The sequence below is a fragment of the Bradyrhizobium sp. MOS001 genome (assembly GCF_004634465.1).
GTDB classification, from domain to species: Bacteria; Pseudomonadota; Alphaproteobacteria; order Rhizobiales; family Xanthobacteraceae; genus Bradyrhizobium; species Bradyrhizobium barranii.
Map to the genome: position 1 here is coordinate 80,713 of NZ_SPVJ01000018.1, position 17,882 is coordinate 98,594.

At 62.8% G+C, this 17,882-nt stretch carries 13 protein-coding genes; 5 read left to right on the top strand and 8 right to left on the bottom strand.

Annotation, left to right across the window (positions count from 1 at the left end):
• Positions 1-38 precede the first annotated feature (38 nt).
• Entirely contained in the window at positions 39-320 is a 282-nt protein-coding gene (locus tag CT676_RS22440; protein WP_028153535.1) for a hypothetical protein, read from the bottom strand.
• Between the two features lie 313 nt (positions 321-633).
• Here CT676_RS22440 and CT676_RS22445 point away from each other — a divergent pair, with 313 nt between their 5' ends.
• From CT676_RS22445 to CT676_RS22455, 3 genes are all read left to right on the top strand, one after another.
• On the top strand, positions 634-876 hold the full coding sequence (locus tag CT676_RS22445) for a hypothetical protein (protein WP_085401044.1): 243 nt from the start codon (positions 634-636) through the stop codon (positions 874-876).
• Positions 877-1,280: 404 nt separating this feature from the next.
• Positions 1,281-2,504, top strand: a complete 1,224-nt coding sequence (locus tag CT676_RS22450) for an ABC transporter substrate-binding protein (RefSeq protein ID WP_244623235.1) — start codon at positions 1,281-1,283, stop codon at positions 2,502-2,504.
• Positions 2,505-2,657: 153 nt separating this feature from the next.
• Positions 2,658-2,891, top strand: a complete 234-nt coding sequence (locus tag CT676_RS22455) for a hypothetical protein (protein WP_063984302.1) — start codon at positions 2,658-2,660, stop codon at positions 2,889-2,891.
• Between the two features lie 303 nt (positions 2,892-3,194).
• Here CT676_RS22455 and CT676_RS22460 read toward each other — a convergent pair whose 3' ends face one another.
• Positions 3,195-4,088 carry a helix-turn-helix transcriptional regulator gene (locus tag CT676_RS22460; RefSeq protein ID WP_085401041.1) on the bottom strand — a complete coding sequence of 298 codons (894 nt, stop codon included), beginning with the start codon at positions 4,086-4,088 and terminating at the stop codon, positions 3,195-3,197.
• 596 nt (positions 4,089-4,684) lie between these two features.
• Here CT676_RS22460 and CT676_RS22465 point away from each other — a divergent pair.
• Both CT676_RS22465 and CT676_RS22470 read left to right on the top strand, forming a co-directional pair.
• Entirely contained in the window at positions 4,685-7,585 is a 2,901-nt protein-coding gene (locus CT676_RS22465; RefSeq protein WP_085401039.1) for a winged helix-turn-helix domain-containing protein, read from the top strand.
• Positions 7,586-7,665: 80 nt separating this feature from the next.
• Positions 7,666-8,874 carry an ABC transporter substrate-binding protein gene (locus tag CT676_RS22470; protein WP_085401037.1) on the top strand — a complete coding sequence of 403 codons (1,209 nt, stop codon included), beginning with the start codon at positions 7,666-7,668 and terminating at the stop codon, positions 8,872-8,874.
• An 87-nt stretch (positions 8,875-8,961) separates the two neighbouring features.
• On the opposite strand, the gene CT676_RS44155 is transcribed toward CT676_RS22470, so the two are convergent.
• From CT676_RS44155 to CT676_RS22500, 6 genes are all read right to left on the bottom strand, one after another.
• Positions 8,962-9,663 (bottom strand): hypothetical protein, encoded by a 702-nt coding sequence (locus CT676_RS44155; protein ID WP_161495808.1) that lies wholly within the window; start codon positions 9,661-9,663, stop codon positions 8,962-8,964.
• A gap of 10 nt (positions 9,664-9,673) precedes the next feature.
• On the bottom strand, positions 9,674-10,945 hold the full coding sequence (locus CT676_RS22480; protein ID WP_063984307.1) for an efflux RND transporter periplasmic adaptor subunit: 1,272 nt from the start codon (positions 10,943-10,945) through the stop codon (positions 9,674-9,676).
• Positions 10,942-14,124 (bottom strand): efflux RND transporter permease subunit, encoded by a 3,183-nt coding sequence (locus CT676_RS22485; protein ID WP_085401034.1) that lies wholly within the window; start codon positions 14,122-14,124, stop codon positions 10,942-10,944. Before CT676_RS22485 ends, CT676_RS22480 begins: the two co-directional genes overlap by 4 nt.
• A 139-nt stretch (positions 14,125-14,263) precedes the next feature.
• Complete coding sequence (gene rpoH / locus CT676_RS22490; protein ID WP_085401051.1) at positions 14,264-15,184, bottom strand: RNA polymerase sigma factor RpoH; 921 nt, start codon at positions 15,182-15,184, stop codon at positions 14,264-14,266.
• Positions 15,185-15,378: 194 nt separating this feature from the next.
• A complete protein-coding gene (locus CT676_RS22495) occupies positions 15,379-16,800 on the bottom strand; it encodes an ATP-binding protein (protein WP_085401032.1) in 1,422 nt (473 codons plus the stop codon).
• Between the two features lie 59 nt (positions 16,801-16,859).
• Entirely contained in the window at positions 16,860-17,540 is a 681-nt protein-coding gene (locus CT676_RS22500; RefSeq protein WP_085401050.1) for a response regulator transcription factor, read from the bottom strand.
• Positions 17,541-17,882 lie beyond the last annotated feature (342 nt).

The following is a 17,882-nucleotide window of genomic DNA, read 5'->3' on the forward strand; positions in this document are numbered from 1 at the left end:
CGCCAGACACTCGCCGCAAATATCGCAATGCTCGCACGTCAGCAGCCGCGACAGATGGATCCTTCCAGCATCTTCTCGACCCGTGCGTCCTCCTTGTCGATGGTCGCATCCGAGCCGAGCAGCGGTCCCTTCGTCGGATGACCAACCCCCTCCGATGACGGGAGCGCGGTGCCGAGCGAGTTCGTTCCCGGCGCAGCAGCGCTGGTACCGAGCGCGCCACCGCTCTCCATCGACATGTGGGATCCCATGCCGCCGCGGGCCGATGCGACACCCGAGAGCGCAAGACTGGCGACGACGCAGAGAAACCAGAGCAGTCTCATGGCTCACACTCCTCATGTTGTATGACCTGCACCTAGAACTGGGCGTCGCACACGATTCGACCACGCACGATCGCGCGAGCAACTATGACAATTGTGACAGAGTTCGGCTTCGAAGACGCATCAGACCTTGGTAACCGCGCGCACTGCCTGATATTCCCGTCATCTTCTCGCAAGAGTGATGCTCAACAAGCGGGGTTTTCCGGCCGGACTGCCTATATAGCCCGGTATAGAAAGCAATTCCGGAAACGCCATCAGCCGAGCAGCGATCATCGCCAAGCGACTCTCCGCACATCACAAGCAATGGAGAATCGCTATGAGTGCATTCAAAACCCTGATCGCCGCAGTGCTGCTTTCAACGGCAACGATATCATCCGCCTCCGCGGCCTGGTCCTATGCCGATCAGGAGCCCGCCGCATTTGCATCAATGTATCCCAATCGCGACGTGCTGAATGGCGGCGCATTGACGCCGGCAGGGCGAATGGGTCTCGAGCGGTCCGGTGGCGCGGCTCCGGTGTTCGGAGCGGGCCACATCTACAACCGCCACGGGCATCGGTGAGCGGCGGCAACACGCAAAGGCAAATTGCCGCGTCACCATGCCTGTCTGTGACCTCGCTCGGAGTGCGACCGCGCCATGCGGCGCACCCCGCGGGTCCGGAGCCTCGATCGATATCATCGGCTCCGAACGTTTGTTCGCGACGACGGCGTAGAACGCTCCCCCAGATCGGGCGCCGGTGACGGGTCAATTCTACGCACACCATTGTAAAACTTCACAGTTCTTCAGCTTCTGTAATCCGGCTCGCGTCGGGTCCCGCGCTACACTCCGGCTATCGACTGTTGGACGAGCAGGCCCTCCATTGGCGCCATACCGCCGCCCGGCAGGCACGAAAACCAGCAGCGCTATGGAGGCATCGCTTGATCACCGGTGGAAGTGGCCATTTGAGTCCGGACATTGCGAGGCGCTTGCGAAAACTAGCGATCGTCGCCGTCATATTTGCGGCCGGCGCAGCCAGCGCCTCTGCGCAACAGCGATACGATCCCGGTGCGAGCGACACCGAGATCAGGATCGGCAACATCATGCCCTATAGCGGCCCGGCATCGGCTTACGGCATCATCGGCAGGACGATGAGTGCGTATTTTCGCATGGTCAACGACAATGGCGGCATCAACGGCCGGACAGTCGCGTTCATCTCCTACGACGATGGCTACAATCCGTCCCGAGCGGTCGAGCAGGCACGGCGGCTCGTCGAGGACGACGAAGTGCTCGCGATCTTCGCCCCCTTCGGTACCGCGAGCAACGCCGCCATTCAAAGGTACATGAACCATCGCCACGTGCCGCAATTGTTCGCCATATCGGGGGCATCTCGCTGGGCTGATCCCGTCCACTTTCCGTGGACGATCGGCTGGCTACCGAGCTACCGAACCGAGGCACGCATCTACGCGGACTATATCCTGACGCATCACCCTGGCGCCAGGATCGGCATCCTCTACCAGAACGACGACTTCGGACGCGACTATCTGGCTGGCCTGAAGGAGGTGCTACAAGACGGGTACGCGCAAATGGTGGTTGCGAGCCTGCCATATGAAATCAGCGAGCCGACAATCGACTCGCAGATCGTGGCGATCAAGGCGGCCGCCCCCGACATTTTCATCAATGTCGCCACGCCAAAATTCGCGGCTCAGGCGATCAGGAAGCTCGCCGAGCTGGACTGGCATCCCGTCCACATCATGACGAACGTCTCGGTTTCGGTCGGCTCTGTGTTGAAGCTCGCAGGACTGGACAACGCGAAGGGAGTCCTGAGTGCCGGGTACCAGATGGACGTGACCGACCCGCAGTGGGACTCATACCCGGGCATGCAGCATTTTCGCGCGTTCATGGCGAAATACTATCCGGACGCAGATCGATCCGAAAGCGGCCCGCTGGTGGCATTCAATATGTCGAGCGCGCTCGTTGAGGTGCTTAGGCGCTGTGGCGACGATCTCACACGCGAGAGGATCATGCAGGTGGCGACGAATCTCGACATCGAGGGGGCGGCCTATATTCCCGGCGTCCGGGTCAAGACATCGCCGACGGACTTTCGCCCGATTGAGCATCTCCAAATGATGCGCTTCACCGGCGAGAAGTGGGAATGGTTCGGTCCGCTCATGAATGGCCATTCGGACCAGATAACGCTTTCGCCCGACTAGCGAGCAATCGCTTTCGAGATGAAGCGCGGGCGCCGACTTCGTGCAAAGGCGAAAATGATCGTTCAATTGATACTGCTCATCCGACACACGCGTACACATGTCTGGCAGGCGAGCCGAGGCGTTCCCGGCGTCGCTTTGTCAAGGAGACGTGCAATGACTACACTGAAGCTCTTGTCGGCGGGACTGATGGTTTCGGCCATGATCGCCTCCCCCGCGATGGCTCGCGAAGGCAACAACCAGGCGCGCCGGACCAATGACGACGCCTATGCGTCGGTTCAGCGCGTTCCGGTGACGTCCAAGCGCAACTGTGTTCGCGCTCCCGACGTCGGCGCGTATGCGAGCGACCCCTGGCGTCGGCCTCCGTGCGAGCCCAAGTCGGGCTATTGAGCACGCCAGCCGGAGCGAGCCCCCTTGCCGCAAGGCAATCGTCAGCGCGGACTTGAAGAGATTCATCTCGGCGCTTCGGGGGCTTCCATCTCACAGACGTGACTGGAGGAAGAATGGCGGCCCTATGAAGCCCCGTTCTTCCGACCGGCCCTGTCTGAGACGCATTGATCCGTACCAACGCCGCGGCCCGGCATCTGCAGCGGATCCGAGAGCGATGCCAGCTCCATCGCGGAATTCACCAACCTCGCCACTGCAGTCTCAGGCCCCGCGAGGGCAGAGGCCTATTCGGTCGAGGCAGGGGCATCAAAGATCGAATCCAGCCGCAGCGGCATCTCGCCATCGACTCGGCGTGTCACCCGTGAAGCGCCTGAACGTCGTCGTGAAGTGGGCCTGGCTCTGAAAACCCACTGTGAGCGCGACCTCAACAATCGGCATCTCGCAGTCCCGCAGCAGATCCTTGGAGCGCTGTATCCGGTGCCGCAAGATATATTCGTGAGGCCTGCAACCCGTCGCGGCGCGGAACTGGGCGGCGAAATGCATCCGGCTCAGGCCCGCGGCCGCGGCAAGATCCGCCAGCACGATTTTCTTGCGGAAGTGAGTCTCGATATAGTCGAGCACCCGCTTGAGCCGCCACTTCTGCAATCCGTGGACCGGCCTTTCAGAAGTGCATTGGCCGACGCGGGCTCGCTCGTCGAACCTCGGCTCCGCCTCGGACCGCAAGGCAAGGAGCCGGGCAATGACGGCAAATCGCAGGGCGTCGACGCAAAGGGCGCTATCGGTGGCCTTCAATCGCTCCATCGCGACGAGAGCTTCGGACAGGCGCTGAACAACCGGATCGTCGTCACAAATGGGCGCCGTTGTCAGAGAGCTAGGTGCAGTCATGGCCGCGCGTTGCCACGGGATTTCGACGCGAAGCCAGCCGGTGTCGCGCGCCGGATTACACGGGGATATGCTGGAGCTGCGCCGTGGCCGCCCTTCGATCGCAATGACCAGACCGAGCCGCTCGAAGGCAATCGTCGTTGCATCAAGGGGGGACAGATCGTCCCTGCGCGAAACGGTGGTAGGCGCGATGACCTTCGGAAGCGGCGCGATCGAGGCCATTGCGATGGCCGAGCGGAAATCTGTTTCGTCCGCGGTGACGGTCGCCTGGGTGTCGCCATGCTTCGGTTGTGGCGACAGTAATAATGGCTGAGACATGATCTTACTCTGGCAAGGACAATCCAAACGATGATGCCCCATTCCGGCGAAGCGCATCGATCGCAGAGTAAGGTAGCAAGCTATGGCCCGATCGCGAGTGAAGAGGCGCAAAATCAGGAAACTTCAGGCTCTCCTTCGCCGACTTGCCGACACAGTCGAAGCGATGCGTCGTGCCATCCTTTCAATCGAGATGCCGCGCGATATCCTGCAGCTCGCGATGTGAACAGGTGTCGCTTCGACCGCTCGATAACGAAGAGACCAAGCAGGCTGCCGAGCTTCTGAACCGTTGCGACGCGAAGTCCCCTGCCCCGTGTTGCTGTCGGGATGTGCTGCACGCTCCTTCCGGCCCGCTCTCCCATTTTGGCACTCCCATTCGTCCTCACGAATTCGTGTGCAAGCAACGAGCGTTTCGGACGCCTGCATCGAGCCATGGCGAACAGCCGGCTACTGAGAAGGTCGTCTTGACACCCCAACGGCCTCCCCTGTACGACACCTGGGCATACTGACGCTTTCAGAATCTTGCCAGGGGCGGTGATCTTTGGGGGTCACGTCACTCTCCTAGATTGCGGCAGTGAAGCTGATCCACGGACCCCCTTATGTCGCCTTCGCCCGCTGTACGAACCTACTCTTTCGGTAACTGGCTCATCGATTGCCAGCGGAGAGAGCTGAAGTGCGACAACATCACGGTCCCGATCGGAAGCCGCGCATTCGAGATTCTCGAGAAACTGGCGGGTTGCGCCGGTCACCTGGTGACCAAGGATGATTTGATCGGAAGTGTCTGGTCAGGCCTGGCCGTCGAGGACAACACGCTACAGGTCCATATCTCCGCCGTCCGCAAGGCGCTGGGCAAAGATCGCGATCTCCTCAAGACGATCTCGGGCCGTGGATATACCCTCGCCGGGACCTGGCGAAGCGGGCATTTGGATCAGCCCGCAGCGACATCGGTATCCGTCCCGGCCATCGAATCCTTTTCGAACAACCTGCCGAACACGCGCGCTCCTCTTATCGGGCGCGAGGATTGCCTGAGCGAAATTGCCGAACTTATGTTCGCATATCGGGCCGTGACTTTGGTCGGCCCGGGAGGCATCGGGAAAACAAAGCTGGCCATCGAACTTGCGCGCCTGGTCGCATCCTCATTCGATGGTGCGGTGGCGCTGGTCGAGCTCGCGACCTTGCATGATCCGGCACTTGCGACATCGACCACCGCCCGTGCGCTCAAGCTGGCCTTGAGTGACAAGGAGGTTTCGGCCGCCTGCATCGCGCAGGCTATCGGGTCACGGCGTCTGCTTCTCATCTTGGACAATTGCGAGCATGTCATCGACATCGCTGCACAGATCGCGAGTGCCGCACTTCGCTATTGTCCCAATGTCACTATTCTTTCGACCAGTCGGGAAGGCCTCCGCATCGATGGCGAATACGTTGCGACCATCCCGCCGCTGTCGGTTCCGGACTCTGGTTTGCGTGATCCCGGTGTGCTGTTGCAGGCAAGCGCCGTGCAGCTCTTCGTCGCTCGCACACAGTCGCTACGCGCGAACTTCTCTCCAGGCGCGGACGATCTGCTGAAAGTGGCTGCCATCTGTCGCCGGCTCGACGGAATTCCGCTCGCGCTGGAATTCGCCGCGGCTCAGACCGCGAATCTTGGGGTCGACACGGTCTTGCTTCGCCTGGACAGGCGAATGGAGTTGCTGAGCGGCGGCCGCAGGGACCAACTGCCACGGCACCAGACCCTGCGAGCGACGCTGGACTGGAGCTACGATCTGTTATCGCCCGACGAGCAAAGGCTGTTGTGCTGGCTCGCGGTGTTTCCGGCAGGTTTCACACTCGATGCGGCCATTGCAATGATGGACGACGCGTTGTCCCGGTCGGACGTCATCGAAACACTGTTCAATCTGGTCGGAAAATCGCTGGTCTCGCTCGATCCCTCCTTCGAAGGGCGGTGGCGTCTGCTGGAGACCACCCGCGCCTATGCTCTGGAGAAGCTGGCAGAAGCAGGGCTCTGCGAGCAGGCCAGCAGACGGCATGCGGGCTTTCTCAGGCAGCTCATCATGCCACCTGGCGATGCCTCCCCCGCCTCCGACGATCTCACTCGCCTTGCCCAGGAAATTGGAAACGTGCATGCAGCGCTCGACTGGGCCTTCGCACCCGGCGGCGATGCCGCGCTCGGCGTAGAGCTGACGGCCGGCTTTGTGCCGGTGTGGATGCAACTGCTGTCCTTCATGGAATGCTCGACCCGGGTCGAGCACGCTCTCGCCCATCTTGACGGAGAGCTCACCTGCAATCCAAGGCTCAAGGCGCAGCTCTACGTCGCGCTGGGGTTCGCGCTTCTCAATACGACTGGCTCGGCGGATCGCATGAAGGCGGCCCTGAACATCGGGCTTGCACTCGGCGAAGAGCTGTCCGATCTCGAGCTTCAGCTCAAGGCTGTTTGGACGCTGTGGAGCTATAATCTCAACTCGGGCCAATATGACGCGGCCAAGAGCGTCGGAGAGCGATATCTGGCGATCGCCCTTCGCACGGGAAACCCCGCCAACGAGACGGTCGGCCGCCGCCTGATCGGCGCCGCCACCCATTTTTACGGCGCGCAGGAGGAAGCTCGACGCGAACTGACCCTGTCCCTGGACCACTCGGCTCACGGATTGAAGGACGGCACGAACCAGATGTGGTTCCTGCTCAACCAGACCGTCCTGGCAAAGGCCATGTTAGCCCGCGTGCTGCTGCTCCAGGGAAAGATCGCCCAGAGCAGATCCCTGGCCGCGGAATGCCTCGAGGAGGCGCAGCGTGAGAAGGACAAGCTCGCGATCGCTTACGCGCTGCGGAACGCCGTGTGCCCCATTGCGCTGATGACGCATGATGTCGCCACTGCCGATCAGGCGATAGCGTCTCTCCTCGAGCTCGTCACGCGCGAGGGAATAGCTTTCTGGACGAGCTGGACGTCCTGCCTGAAGGGGCAGTTGCTCGTCCTGCAAGGCAGACATCACGATGGAATAGATCTGCTGCGCAGCGGACTGAAAGCGCGGGCCGAGAACGGCTGGCTGATGCGCAATCCCGAATTTCTCGGATCGCTCGCCGAAGGACTGTTCGCGGTCGGCGAGACTGCGCAGGCCCTGGCCGCCGTGGAAGATGCCCTGGCCATCTCCCGGCAAGGCCAGCAATTGTGGTGCCTTGCTGATCTGCTGCGGATCAAGGGCGAGATCCTGCTTGCCGATGGCTCGTCAGATCGGTCCCGCTCGGAAGTCCTGTTCTCCGAGGGCCTGTCCGTTGCCAGAGAGCAGCAATGCCGCTTCTATGAGCTGAAGGTCGCGGCAGCCTGGGCAAGGATCATGGCGGCGTCGGACCGCCAGCAGACCGCTCTCGATCTCGTCGGTCCGGTCAGCGCTCTGTTCGATCGGGAGGTCGATCTTCCCGCGCTCGCCTTTGCGCGCGGTCTCGCTGCAAGTCCCGGCATCTCGATTTCGACAGGCGGCGACGACCGGCCCCCGTCCTGCACCTGCCACTAGGTTGCTGATCTTTTCGACCGGCACGACATGTCCTGCAGCGCTGGACCAGCCCTCACACTCAATCCTCCGGATCGCACCAGATGAGCATCTCTCGACGACAGGTCTTAGGCAGTGTTGGCGCGTCGGTGTTTTCGCCCGGCATCATCCGCGCCCAGGGCACGAGACCGATCAGGATCGGCGAGATCAACTCCTATAGCAGCGCGCCCGCGTTTACCCTGCCCTATCGCCGCGGCTGGCAGTTGGCGGTCGAACAGCTGAATGCGAGTGGAGGTCTCCTCGGGCGAGAGCTGCAGGTCATCAGCCGGGACGATGAAGGCAAGCCGAGCGTCGCGCTGCGTGCCGCCGAAGAACTGGTGCGGCGGAATGACGTCGATCTTCTGGCAGGCGCATATCTGTCGAATGTCGGACTGGCAATCAGCGACTTCGCCCGGCAAAACCGGATCCTCTTCGTGGCGAGCGAACCGCTCACCGACGCCCTCGTTTGGGAGCAAGGGCATCGATATTGTTACCGGCTCCGCCCCTCGACATACATGCTGGCAGCCATGCTGGTGGAGGAGGCAGCTCAATTGAAGGCGACGCGGTGGGCGACGATCGCCCCGAACTACGAATACGGGCAGTCGGCCGTAAGATGGTTCACGCAGCTTCTGAGCCGCCGTCGTCCCGACGTCGAGTTCATCAACAGTCAGTGGCCGCCGCTGGGCGCCATTGATGCCGGCGTGGTCGTTAACGCTCTCGCGCAGCAGAAACCCGAAGCGATCCTCAACGTCACCTTCGGACCCGATCTCGCCAGATTTGTCCGGCAAGGCAATGATCGCGGCCTGTTCGAAGGGCGACACGTCGTGTCGTTCACGACCGGCGAACCCGAATACCTTCTTCCGCTCGGGCAGGACGCCCCGGAAGGATGGATCGTGACCGGCTATCCGGTGACCGAGGTCTTGGATCACGCCAACAACGCCTTCGTCTCGGCCTATTCCGCACGATATGGCGAGGCTCCCACGATGGGATCCGTGGTCGGTCACGCCTTGATCAGCTCCATCGTGGCACCGATCGCAAAGCTCGGGAAATTCGATACCGAGGCGATGGCCGACGGCTTTGGCAACGTCGGCTTCGAAACGCCGTTCGGCCCGGCGATTTGGCGTTCGATCGACCATCAGAGCACCATGGGGACCTTCGTCGGCCGCACCACTGTACGGGGCAACAAGGGCGTGATGGTGGACTGGAAATACCGGGACGGTGGAACGATGCTGCCGCCCGACGCCGAAGTTTTGAAGCTACGCCCGGCAACGTGAAGCGCTGGTACGGCCAAGGCTACGCCAGCCGACGTGTCATCCCCCGATCCGCACGCGGTGCGACGAGAGTCCTGTAGCGGCGTCGCCTCAGCATCCCGGCGGCAAGATCGGCGACACTCCCGGCGTTGGCGCCGCGCCTGAGGCGTTGGCCGGCAACACGGTCGCAGGCGCTGCGAGATTCATCGAGACGCCTTCCGCGCAGGCCGTGCTGTTCGGGCTCGGCATGACGGCGGCATTTGGATCGATGCCGGTACCGCCGGCAGCGCTGGTGTCCGCCAGGATCGTGCCGGGCGCGAGACTGGACGGCACTTGCGGGATCGAGAGCGGCAGGGACGCAGCGCTTGTCGCGAGCCCTCCCGGCGTCGAGCTGCATGCGACCGTCGTCCCCGTTCCCGCCGGTGCCGCTGCGGGAATCGTTCCGATGGAGCTGCCGGTTTGCCCTGTGACCGGCAATAGCGGAGCGCCGATGCCTGACGCTGACGAGCCGATGCTCGATACGATCGGGGTCGCCGGCACCGGCATCGGGGACGTCGATGGCGTGGCGCAGACGACGACCGTACCCGGCGTCGTCGGATCCGAGGCGAGCGGAACAGGCGCCAGCGTCGTGTCGGGAACGCCAGGCTCGGTTGTTGCGGAAAAGGGCCCCGGACTATTGAGCGGCGAGGTCACGATCGCGCCCGGTACGGTTGGAAGGCCCATCGCCGTGGTGCCCATCGTTGAGACCTGCGCCTCACTCGAAGAACAGCCCAACAGCAGGGCGATCGTTGTTGCGAGCACGACCCGGATCATCTCTATGCTCCTAACTGACCTCGACCTTGCGAATGGTGACCTTGCTGCCCTCCGCCAGGTTCACCGCCGGATTGAGCACGACCTGGTCGCCGGGCTGTAGGCCCTCGCGCACTTCAATTGTGGTGCCCAAGTCCCGCGCGATCGAGACGTGCTGCAGATGAACGGTGCCATTCCGCACGACCGCGACATGAAGACCGTTCTGATCGAAGACGAGCGCATCGGACGAGACGGTCATCGACGGCGTCTTGCGTGGGATCGACAGCTCGACCGTGCAGTAGATACCGGGACTTAAGGCACCGTCCGGATTGGGCACGTCGATCTCGGTCAGCAGAGTTCGGCTTCCCGGCTGCAATGCGCTTGCGATGCGCGTGACTTTCCCCGGAAACGTCCGCCCCGGAATCTCGGGGACGCGAATATCCGCGTCGACGCCCGGTCCAACTCCGAAGGCCTCGTCCTGCGGCACGAAAACCTGGGTTCGGATCACATTGGAATGCATCAGCGTGAACATGAAGGTCGACCCGGCCTGCACCAGGCTGCCATTGTCCACGTTGCGCTGTGTGATCACGCCGTCGAACGGCGCCACCACGCGCTGGTAGGCTTTCTCCTGCTGAAGGACTCGAATCTGGGCCTCCTGCGCCGTGATGTTCGACTGGGCGACACCCACGGCCGCCTGCTGTGCACGCAGGGTGAGACGATCGTTGTCCCCCTGCTGTGCCGTCAGCCAGCCTTGCTTGACCAGATTGCTGTCGCGCGCATTGGTGACGTCGGCAAGCTCCCGGCTCGCTTGCGCCTGCTGCAAGGCGGCCTGGTTTTGCGCCAGCGTCGCCTGGGCCTGGGCGATCTGCTGGTCGAGCTCCGGAGCGGTGATTGCCGCGAGAAGATCGCCTTTCTTGACCCGATCGCCGATATCCACATAGCGCTTTTCGATATAGCCACTGGTCCGCGCGAAGATATTGGCTGCCTCGAACGCGGTCGTCGTCGCCGGCAAGGTAACCTTCATCAGGTCGCCGCTGGGCCGGACCACCGCCACCCGCACTTCCGGAATGGCGGTTCTCACCTGCTCCGCCACTGCAGCGACCTCACGCGCCGCCTGATAGTGCCGCCAGCCGCCAATGCCGAGACCGCCCGCGAGCAGCAGAAGCATACCTCCTCCGAGCAGCGCGCCGCCGTAACGGCGTCCGGATGGCGCGGCCTTGCCGGGGAGCTCGACGATGCGGCGGCTCTCCGCATCGGGCGGGTCCCTCGCCTCGTCGTCATTGGTCCGCACACGAACGTCGCTCATTCCGGTTGCTCCTCGAATACGCCGTGGTGAGGCTTGCCATCGTTACCTTTGCGCAGCATGGCAAAGAGGTACGGCACGATCAGCAAAGTCGTCGGGGTCGCGAACAGAAGTCCGCCGATCACAGCGCGCGCGAGCGCGGCGTTCTGCTCCTCGCCCGGACCTCCGAGCGCCATCGGGATCATGCCCACGATCATCGCGGCAGCAGTCATCAGGACCGGCCGGATCCTGGTGCGGCCCGCGCTCAGCGCCGCCTGGAACGCGGAATGTCCCTTCAATTGCTCATCACGCGCGAACGTCACGAGCAGGATCGAATTCGCGGAGGCAACGCCGACCGCCATGATCGCCCCCATCAGCGAAGGCACGTTCAGTGTCGTTCCGGTGATGAACAGCATCGTCAAGATGCCGCACAAGGTCGCCGGCAGCGCCATGATGACGACGAAGGGATCGCCGAAGTTCTGGTAGTTCACGACCATCAGCAGGTAGACCAGGATCGCGGCAAACAGCAGGCCGATTCCGAGATTGCGGAACGACTGATTCATGCTCTGGATCTGTCCCAGGACCTGGATCGAATTACCCGGCTGGAGCTGCTTCTGGAGTGTGGACGTGACCTTGTTGATATCGGCCGCGACGCCGCCGAGATCGCGACCCTGGACGCTCGCATAGACGTCAAACACCGGCTGGACGTTGGCCTGGTTCGAATTGGTGGGGACACTCCCCCGCTTGAACGTCGCGACATTGCTGAGGAGACCGGGCACCGTCTGCCCGCTCGCGGCAAGTGAGGCCGACACCGGCGTGTTTCCCAGTGCGTTCAGCGAATTGGCCCTGTATTCGGGCGTCTGCACGGCCAGATAATACGGGATGCCCGACGTCGGATCGGTCCAGAAGTTCGGCGAGACCTGAGCCGACGAGCTGAGGCTGACATTGATATTGGTCGCCACCGTGCTGGCGTTGAGCCCGAGCTGGGCGGCCCGCGTGCGGTCGATGTCGGCATAGAACGCCGGAGCATCGACTTCCTGCTGCAGATGCGCATCGACGACACCGGGGATCGCCGCGAGGCTCTTCTGCAGCTCCTTGGCCACGGCCAGATTGTTGTCGCCATAGCCAACCGTGCGGACATCGATCTGCGCCGGAAGACCGAAGTTCAGGATCTGCGTCACGATGTCGGCCGCCTGGAAATAGAACGTGTCCTCCGGGAACGCCGCCGGCAGCACCTGGCGCAGTTTCCTGACGTAGTCCGCGGTCGGCTTGTGCCCATCCTTGAGCGACACCAGAATGGTGCCGTCGTTCACACCGATCGTCGAGCCGTCCGTGAATGCGAGATTGTAGGGACGCGCCGGAAGCCCGATATTGTCGACGATCAGCGCCCGGTCCCGCTCCGGAATCACTTGGCGGATCTTGTCTTCGACCGCCTGGAAGATTGCTTCCGTCTTCTCGATGCGAGTGCCCGCAGGCGCGCGAACGTGGAGCTGGATCTGGCCGCCGTCGATCAGGGGATAGAAGTCCCTGCCGACATAGACGAACATGATGGCGCCGAGGGCCAGCACCAGCACCGCGACGATCGGCACGACGACGCGACGCCGAAGCAACGTCAACAGCAAATCGGAATAGCCGTTGCGCAGGCGTTCGAATCCGCGCTCGAACATCGCAGAGGCGCGGCCGAAGATGCCCGACGGGCTTCCGCCCTCGCCATGGCGCCGCTCGCCCTTCAGCAACAGGCCGATGGTGATCGGCGTCAGCGTTCGCGACAACGCATATGACGCCAGCATCGCGAACACCACCGCCAGACCCAGCGGGGTGAAGAGGTATTTGGCCGGCCCTTCCAGAAATACGACCGAGGTGAACACACAACTGATTGCGAGCGTGGAGACGAGCGTCGGCACCGCGATTTCAGCCGCCCCGTGCAGCGTCGCATCGGGCAACGGCATGCCTTCCTCGGTCCAGAGTCGGTGCGTGTTCTCGATCGTCACCGTGGAATCGTCGACCAGGATGCCGACCGCGAGTGCAAGCCCACCGAGCGTCATCGTGTTCAAGGTCTCGCCGAGACAATACAGCACGACCAGCGAAGACAGCATCGCCAGCGGGATCGAGATCAAGACGACCAGCGTCGATCGCCACGATCCCAGAAACAGCAGGATCATCAGCGCCGTGAGGCCCGCCGCGATCGCGCCCTCGCGCAGCACGCCATCCACCGAATGGGTGACGAAGACCGACTGGTCGAACAGCTCGTTGATCTTCAGCCCTGCAGGAGCCGACGCGCGAATCGAACTCAAGGCCTTCTTCACCCCGTTGACGACGGCGAGCGTCGAGGCATTTCCGTTCTTGATCACGCTGAGCAGGACGGCGCGATGACCGTCCTCGCGCACGATGTTCTGCTGGACCTGGGAGCCGTCCCGGACCTGGGCCACGTCCTTCAGGAAGATCGTGGCCCCGTTCACGAACTTGACCGGGATCATGTTGAGATCCTTGATCGAGGCCGGCGTGGCATTGGTTCGAACGGTGTACTGGGTGTCGCCGATTTTCGTCGTCCCGGTGGGCAGCGTCAGATTTTGGGTGTTCACCGCATTGACGATGTCGAGCGGCGTCAATCCGCGCGACAGGAGCTTGTTCGGATCGATGTCGACCATGATCTGGCGGTACTTGCCGCCGGCAGGCGTGGGCAGCGTCACGCCCGGAACAGGCGCCAATTGCTGCCGGATACGGTAGATGCCGAAGTCGTATAGTTGCTGCTCGTTCAGACTATTGGACTCGAGGCTGAGCTGCAACACCGGCACGCTCGATGCATTGAACTGTACGATGATCGGCGGCTGAATGCCCGGCGGCATCAGGGCGCGGATGGCGTTGGTTGCCGAGACGATCTGCGAGATTGCGAGGTCGAGATTCACGTCCGGCTGGAAGTAGATCTTCTGAACCGACAGACCGTTGAGAGTTTGCGCCTCGATGTTCTTGATGCCGCTGACATTGGCGCTGATCGAATACTGGCTGTAGGTGCTGACGCGCTGCTCCATCTCGGGCGTCGACAGGCCGGTGTAGCTCCACACCACCGTGACGACGGGAATGCGGATCTCCGGAAAAATGTCCGTCGGCATCGACCAGATCGCGATGCCGCCGAGAAACAGGATCAGCGCCGCAAGCACATAGAACGTGTGCGGAAACCGTAGCGCGAAGCGAACAATTCCCATGGTGGTTCTGCCTGAAGCAAGTTGCGCGGGATCATTGAATAGATGAGGACGGGAGAGCATCCGTTCAAATGAAAACGAATTCAGATGCTCCGCGGCAGGACAGACATCATTCGTACCGGCATCACCGCTTCTCGATCGCTCATGGAGCGGTGAGCTCCCGCGACCGTGAGCCCGAGGCGCCGTCGGCGCGCTTGCGTGCCGCATCCTGCGCGGCAAGAATTGCGGCTCGCCTGACCTTGGCAAAGGCGCGGATCTCGATCTGCCGAACCCGCTCGCTGGAGATCGAAAGCTCGAAGCCGAGTTGGTCCAGCGTAACCGGGCATTCCGCCAGCCGCCTTGCCTCCAGAATATGACGCTCGCGTGCCGTGAGCATGCCCAGCGCAACGCGCAAGGCGTTGGTACGGCGCTCCGTCTGCTCATGATCGGCGAGTACCGTCTCCGCGTCGATCGCCTGATCGACCAGCAACGCTTCCCATTCGGTTCCCTGCTCGTCGTCGCCAACGCGCGCATTCAGCGACATGTCACCGTTCAGGCGGGAATCCATCTCGATCACCTCACGCGCCGTGACGTCGAGCCTTTCCGCGATCGTCTCGGCGACATCGGGCGTGAGCGCCGCCATCGCGCCGCCCGCGGCTTTCCTCATCTCGCTACGGAGCTTGAAGAACAGCTTCTTCTGCGCTGCCGTCGTGCCGATCCTGACCAGAGACCAGGAGCGCAGGATGTATTCGTGAACCGAGGCCTTGATCCACCAAACCGCATAGGTGGAGAACCGCGCACCGCGGCCGGGTTCGAAGCGTGACGCCGCGATGACGAGGCCGAGATTTGCCTCCGCAATCACATCGGCCAAGGGCAGACCGTACCCCTTGTAGCCGCGCGCCACCTTGGCTGCGAGCCGGAGATGACTCGTGACGAGCGCGTTCACGGCACCACGGTCCCGCGTCTCGCGCCAGCGGCGTGCAAGCTGCTGCTCGTGACCGGGCTCAAGCAGTTCATAGCGCTTGATGGCCGCGGAATAGGCGCTGAGGAAGGAGGGCGATGGGGCTCCGGCCGCGACAGCCATGGCACCATTCCTCACGCCTTCGGGGCGGATCTGCATCTGTCACTCCCACATACGAAACCGGCGAGCGGACTCTAGGAAGCCTCCGGAGGCAGAGGCGACTGAATTGAGCGTAACAAACCTGAATTCGCCTTCAGACATTCGGCATGTCACTCGGCATGTCATGGCATCGAGAACATCACGCATCATGAGGGGCATCACATCTGATTAACGGTTGCGAGAGTTGGGGTCCGGGACCGGCATGCGGCGGCTTTGCTCGCCCTCCCGGTCCAGGCAAGGATCTCGATCCGCCCGCCGGGAGCCGGACCGATGATCAATCGAAAGCCATGCAGCTTGACGATGGCGGCCACCAGGCTCAGTCCAAGCCCAACCCCCGGCGTATTGCGCATCTTGTCGGAACGATAGAATCGCCGCAGCACCGCTTCGCGCTCCTGCGTGCTGATGCCGGGTCCGGTGTCACTTACGCGCACGAGCGCCGTGTCGTCTTCCGACACCAGTTCGAGCCTCACCTGGCCGCCGGGCGGCGTGAACTTGACGGCATTGTCCACGAGATTGGCCATCGCTTCGAACAACAGGTCCCGATCGCCCCACACCTGCACATTGCGATCGATGACGACGCCAAGCCCGATGCCCTTGTCTTCGGCGATGGGCTCATAGACGTCGCACACCTCGCGCAGGATCTCGTCGAGCGCAACGTTGCCGAAACCGGCGGTGCGGCGACTGTTCTCGATCTCGGTGAGGCGCAGCAAGGCGGTGACGATCGCGAGCGACTGATCGATTCCGGCCATTGCCTTGTCCGTGACCTCCTGGAGCTGCTCCAGGGTGGTCGCATGCGTTCGGCCGCGCTCCAGCGCCAGGCGAGCGCGCGTGAGCGGCGTCCTGAGATCATGGGCGATATCGTTGCCGACACCGGCAAGCGCGTTGATCATGGTCTCCATCTCGGCGAGCATGCCGTTGACGATCCTGGCCAGTCGCCCGAACGGATCGTCGGAATTGTCCTCCGGAAGCCGCTCGCGCAACTCCCCGGCCACGATCCGCTGCACCCGCTGGTTCACCTCCTCCACGCGTCTCTGGGCGCGAACGCTCAGCCACGCTCCGGCCAGCAGACAGAGGCAGAACGCCGGCAGCAGGCCGAGCGCGAGTGCCTGCCCCACGACACTCGAGATCTCGTGCGTCTCATCGACATTCCGTCCCATCACCAGGACATCGCCGTTCTCAAGACGCCTGCCCACGACCCTGATGACCGGTCCGTGGACCGCCGATTTCTCGATGAGGTCGAGCCGCACACCCTGCGCCGCTCCGCCGAGATCGAGTGCGCGCGGCAAGCTGTCGATGTTGCCGGCCAGCCGGGTGCCGGCACCATTGAAAAGTCCCGCGTACTGCACGCCCCTGGAATCCTGCTCGAGATGATCGGAGATCGCTCCGATGCGGCGCCCCGGCGGCAAATCGGCGATGAAGTTGATCCGGGTCGCGATCATGCGGTCGGATCGCGCGATCAGATAGTCGTCGAGCTTCCAATAGGTGAACGCGAACAGCCCGACCACGAACAGCGCAAATGCGGCCGCCACCGCCAGGGCCCAGAGGAACGTGTTCGAACGGATGAACTGAATCTGGCGCATCGAACCGGCACTCTGTATTCGTCCGAGATTTGCTCCGCGAGCCCCTGGGTTTCGCGTCTCTATGCGCGCGAACGCAGAATGAAGCCGGAGCCGCGAACATTGTGGATGAGCTGCGCATCGCCGGGACCATCGACCTTGTGGCGCAGCCGGCCCATATGCACGTCGATCAGATTCGTCGTTGCCGGAACGAACTTGTAGTTCCAGACCTCTTCGAGCAGCATCGCGCGCGTGAGCAACTGATCGCTCCGGCGCATCATGTATTCGAGCAGGCGAAACTCACGCGGCAACAGATCGATCTCGCGCTCGTCCCGTCGCGCGGTCCGCTCGATCAGGTCGAGCTCCAGCGGCCCGACATGCAACGTGGTCTCGCGGCTGTCCATCGGACGGCGCAACAACGCCTCTATGCGTGCGACGAGCTCGATGATCGCGAACGGCTTGGTGAGATAGTCGTCTCCCCCCATACGCAATCCGCGCACCCGATCGTCCACGGCGCCGAGCGCACTCAGAACCAGCACCGGCGTCCCGACCCGATCCTTGCGCAAGGCCTCGATCACGGTCAGCCCGTCCATTCCGGGCAGCATGCGATCGACGATCATGGCATCCGGACACGCCGCGCGCGCCCGATCGAGACCGTCGACGCCGTCAGGGGCCCATTGGACCTCAAAACCGCGATCGGCGAGTTCGGCGACGATCACCTCGGCGGTTTCGGCATCATCTTCGATCAGAAGAATCCGCGTCATGATCCTGCTCCCACGTTCTGCGAGGCGTTTCGGCCTGCGGCGGAGGAGCACGGGCTCGGCGGTCCGGAGCGTCATGTTCAACGCCCGCCCGCTCTGAACGCGCGGCGCCGCGCCAGCCTGCCATAGGCCACTCGTTGTCTGACGAGATAGTCCTGCGGAGAATGGGGCACCACTAAATAGCGATTCAGGAAGCGTGCCGTCTCCGTCGCCAACAGGGCTAGCGCGATGGCCATACGTCTCGCTGTCGTCGTGATCATCTTCCGCCTCCATTCTGAACTGCGCTTTCATGAACATATGCCCGCGATGCGCTTCCCGTTACTCTCAAGGCAACGGATGTTGCGC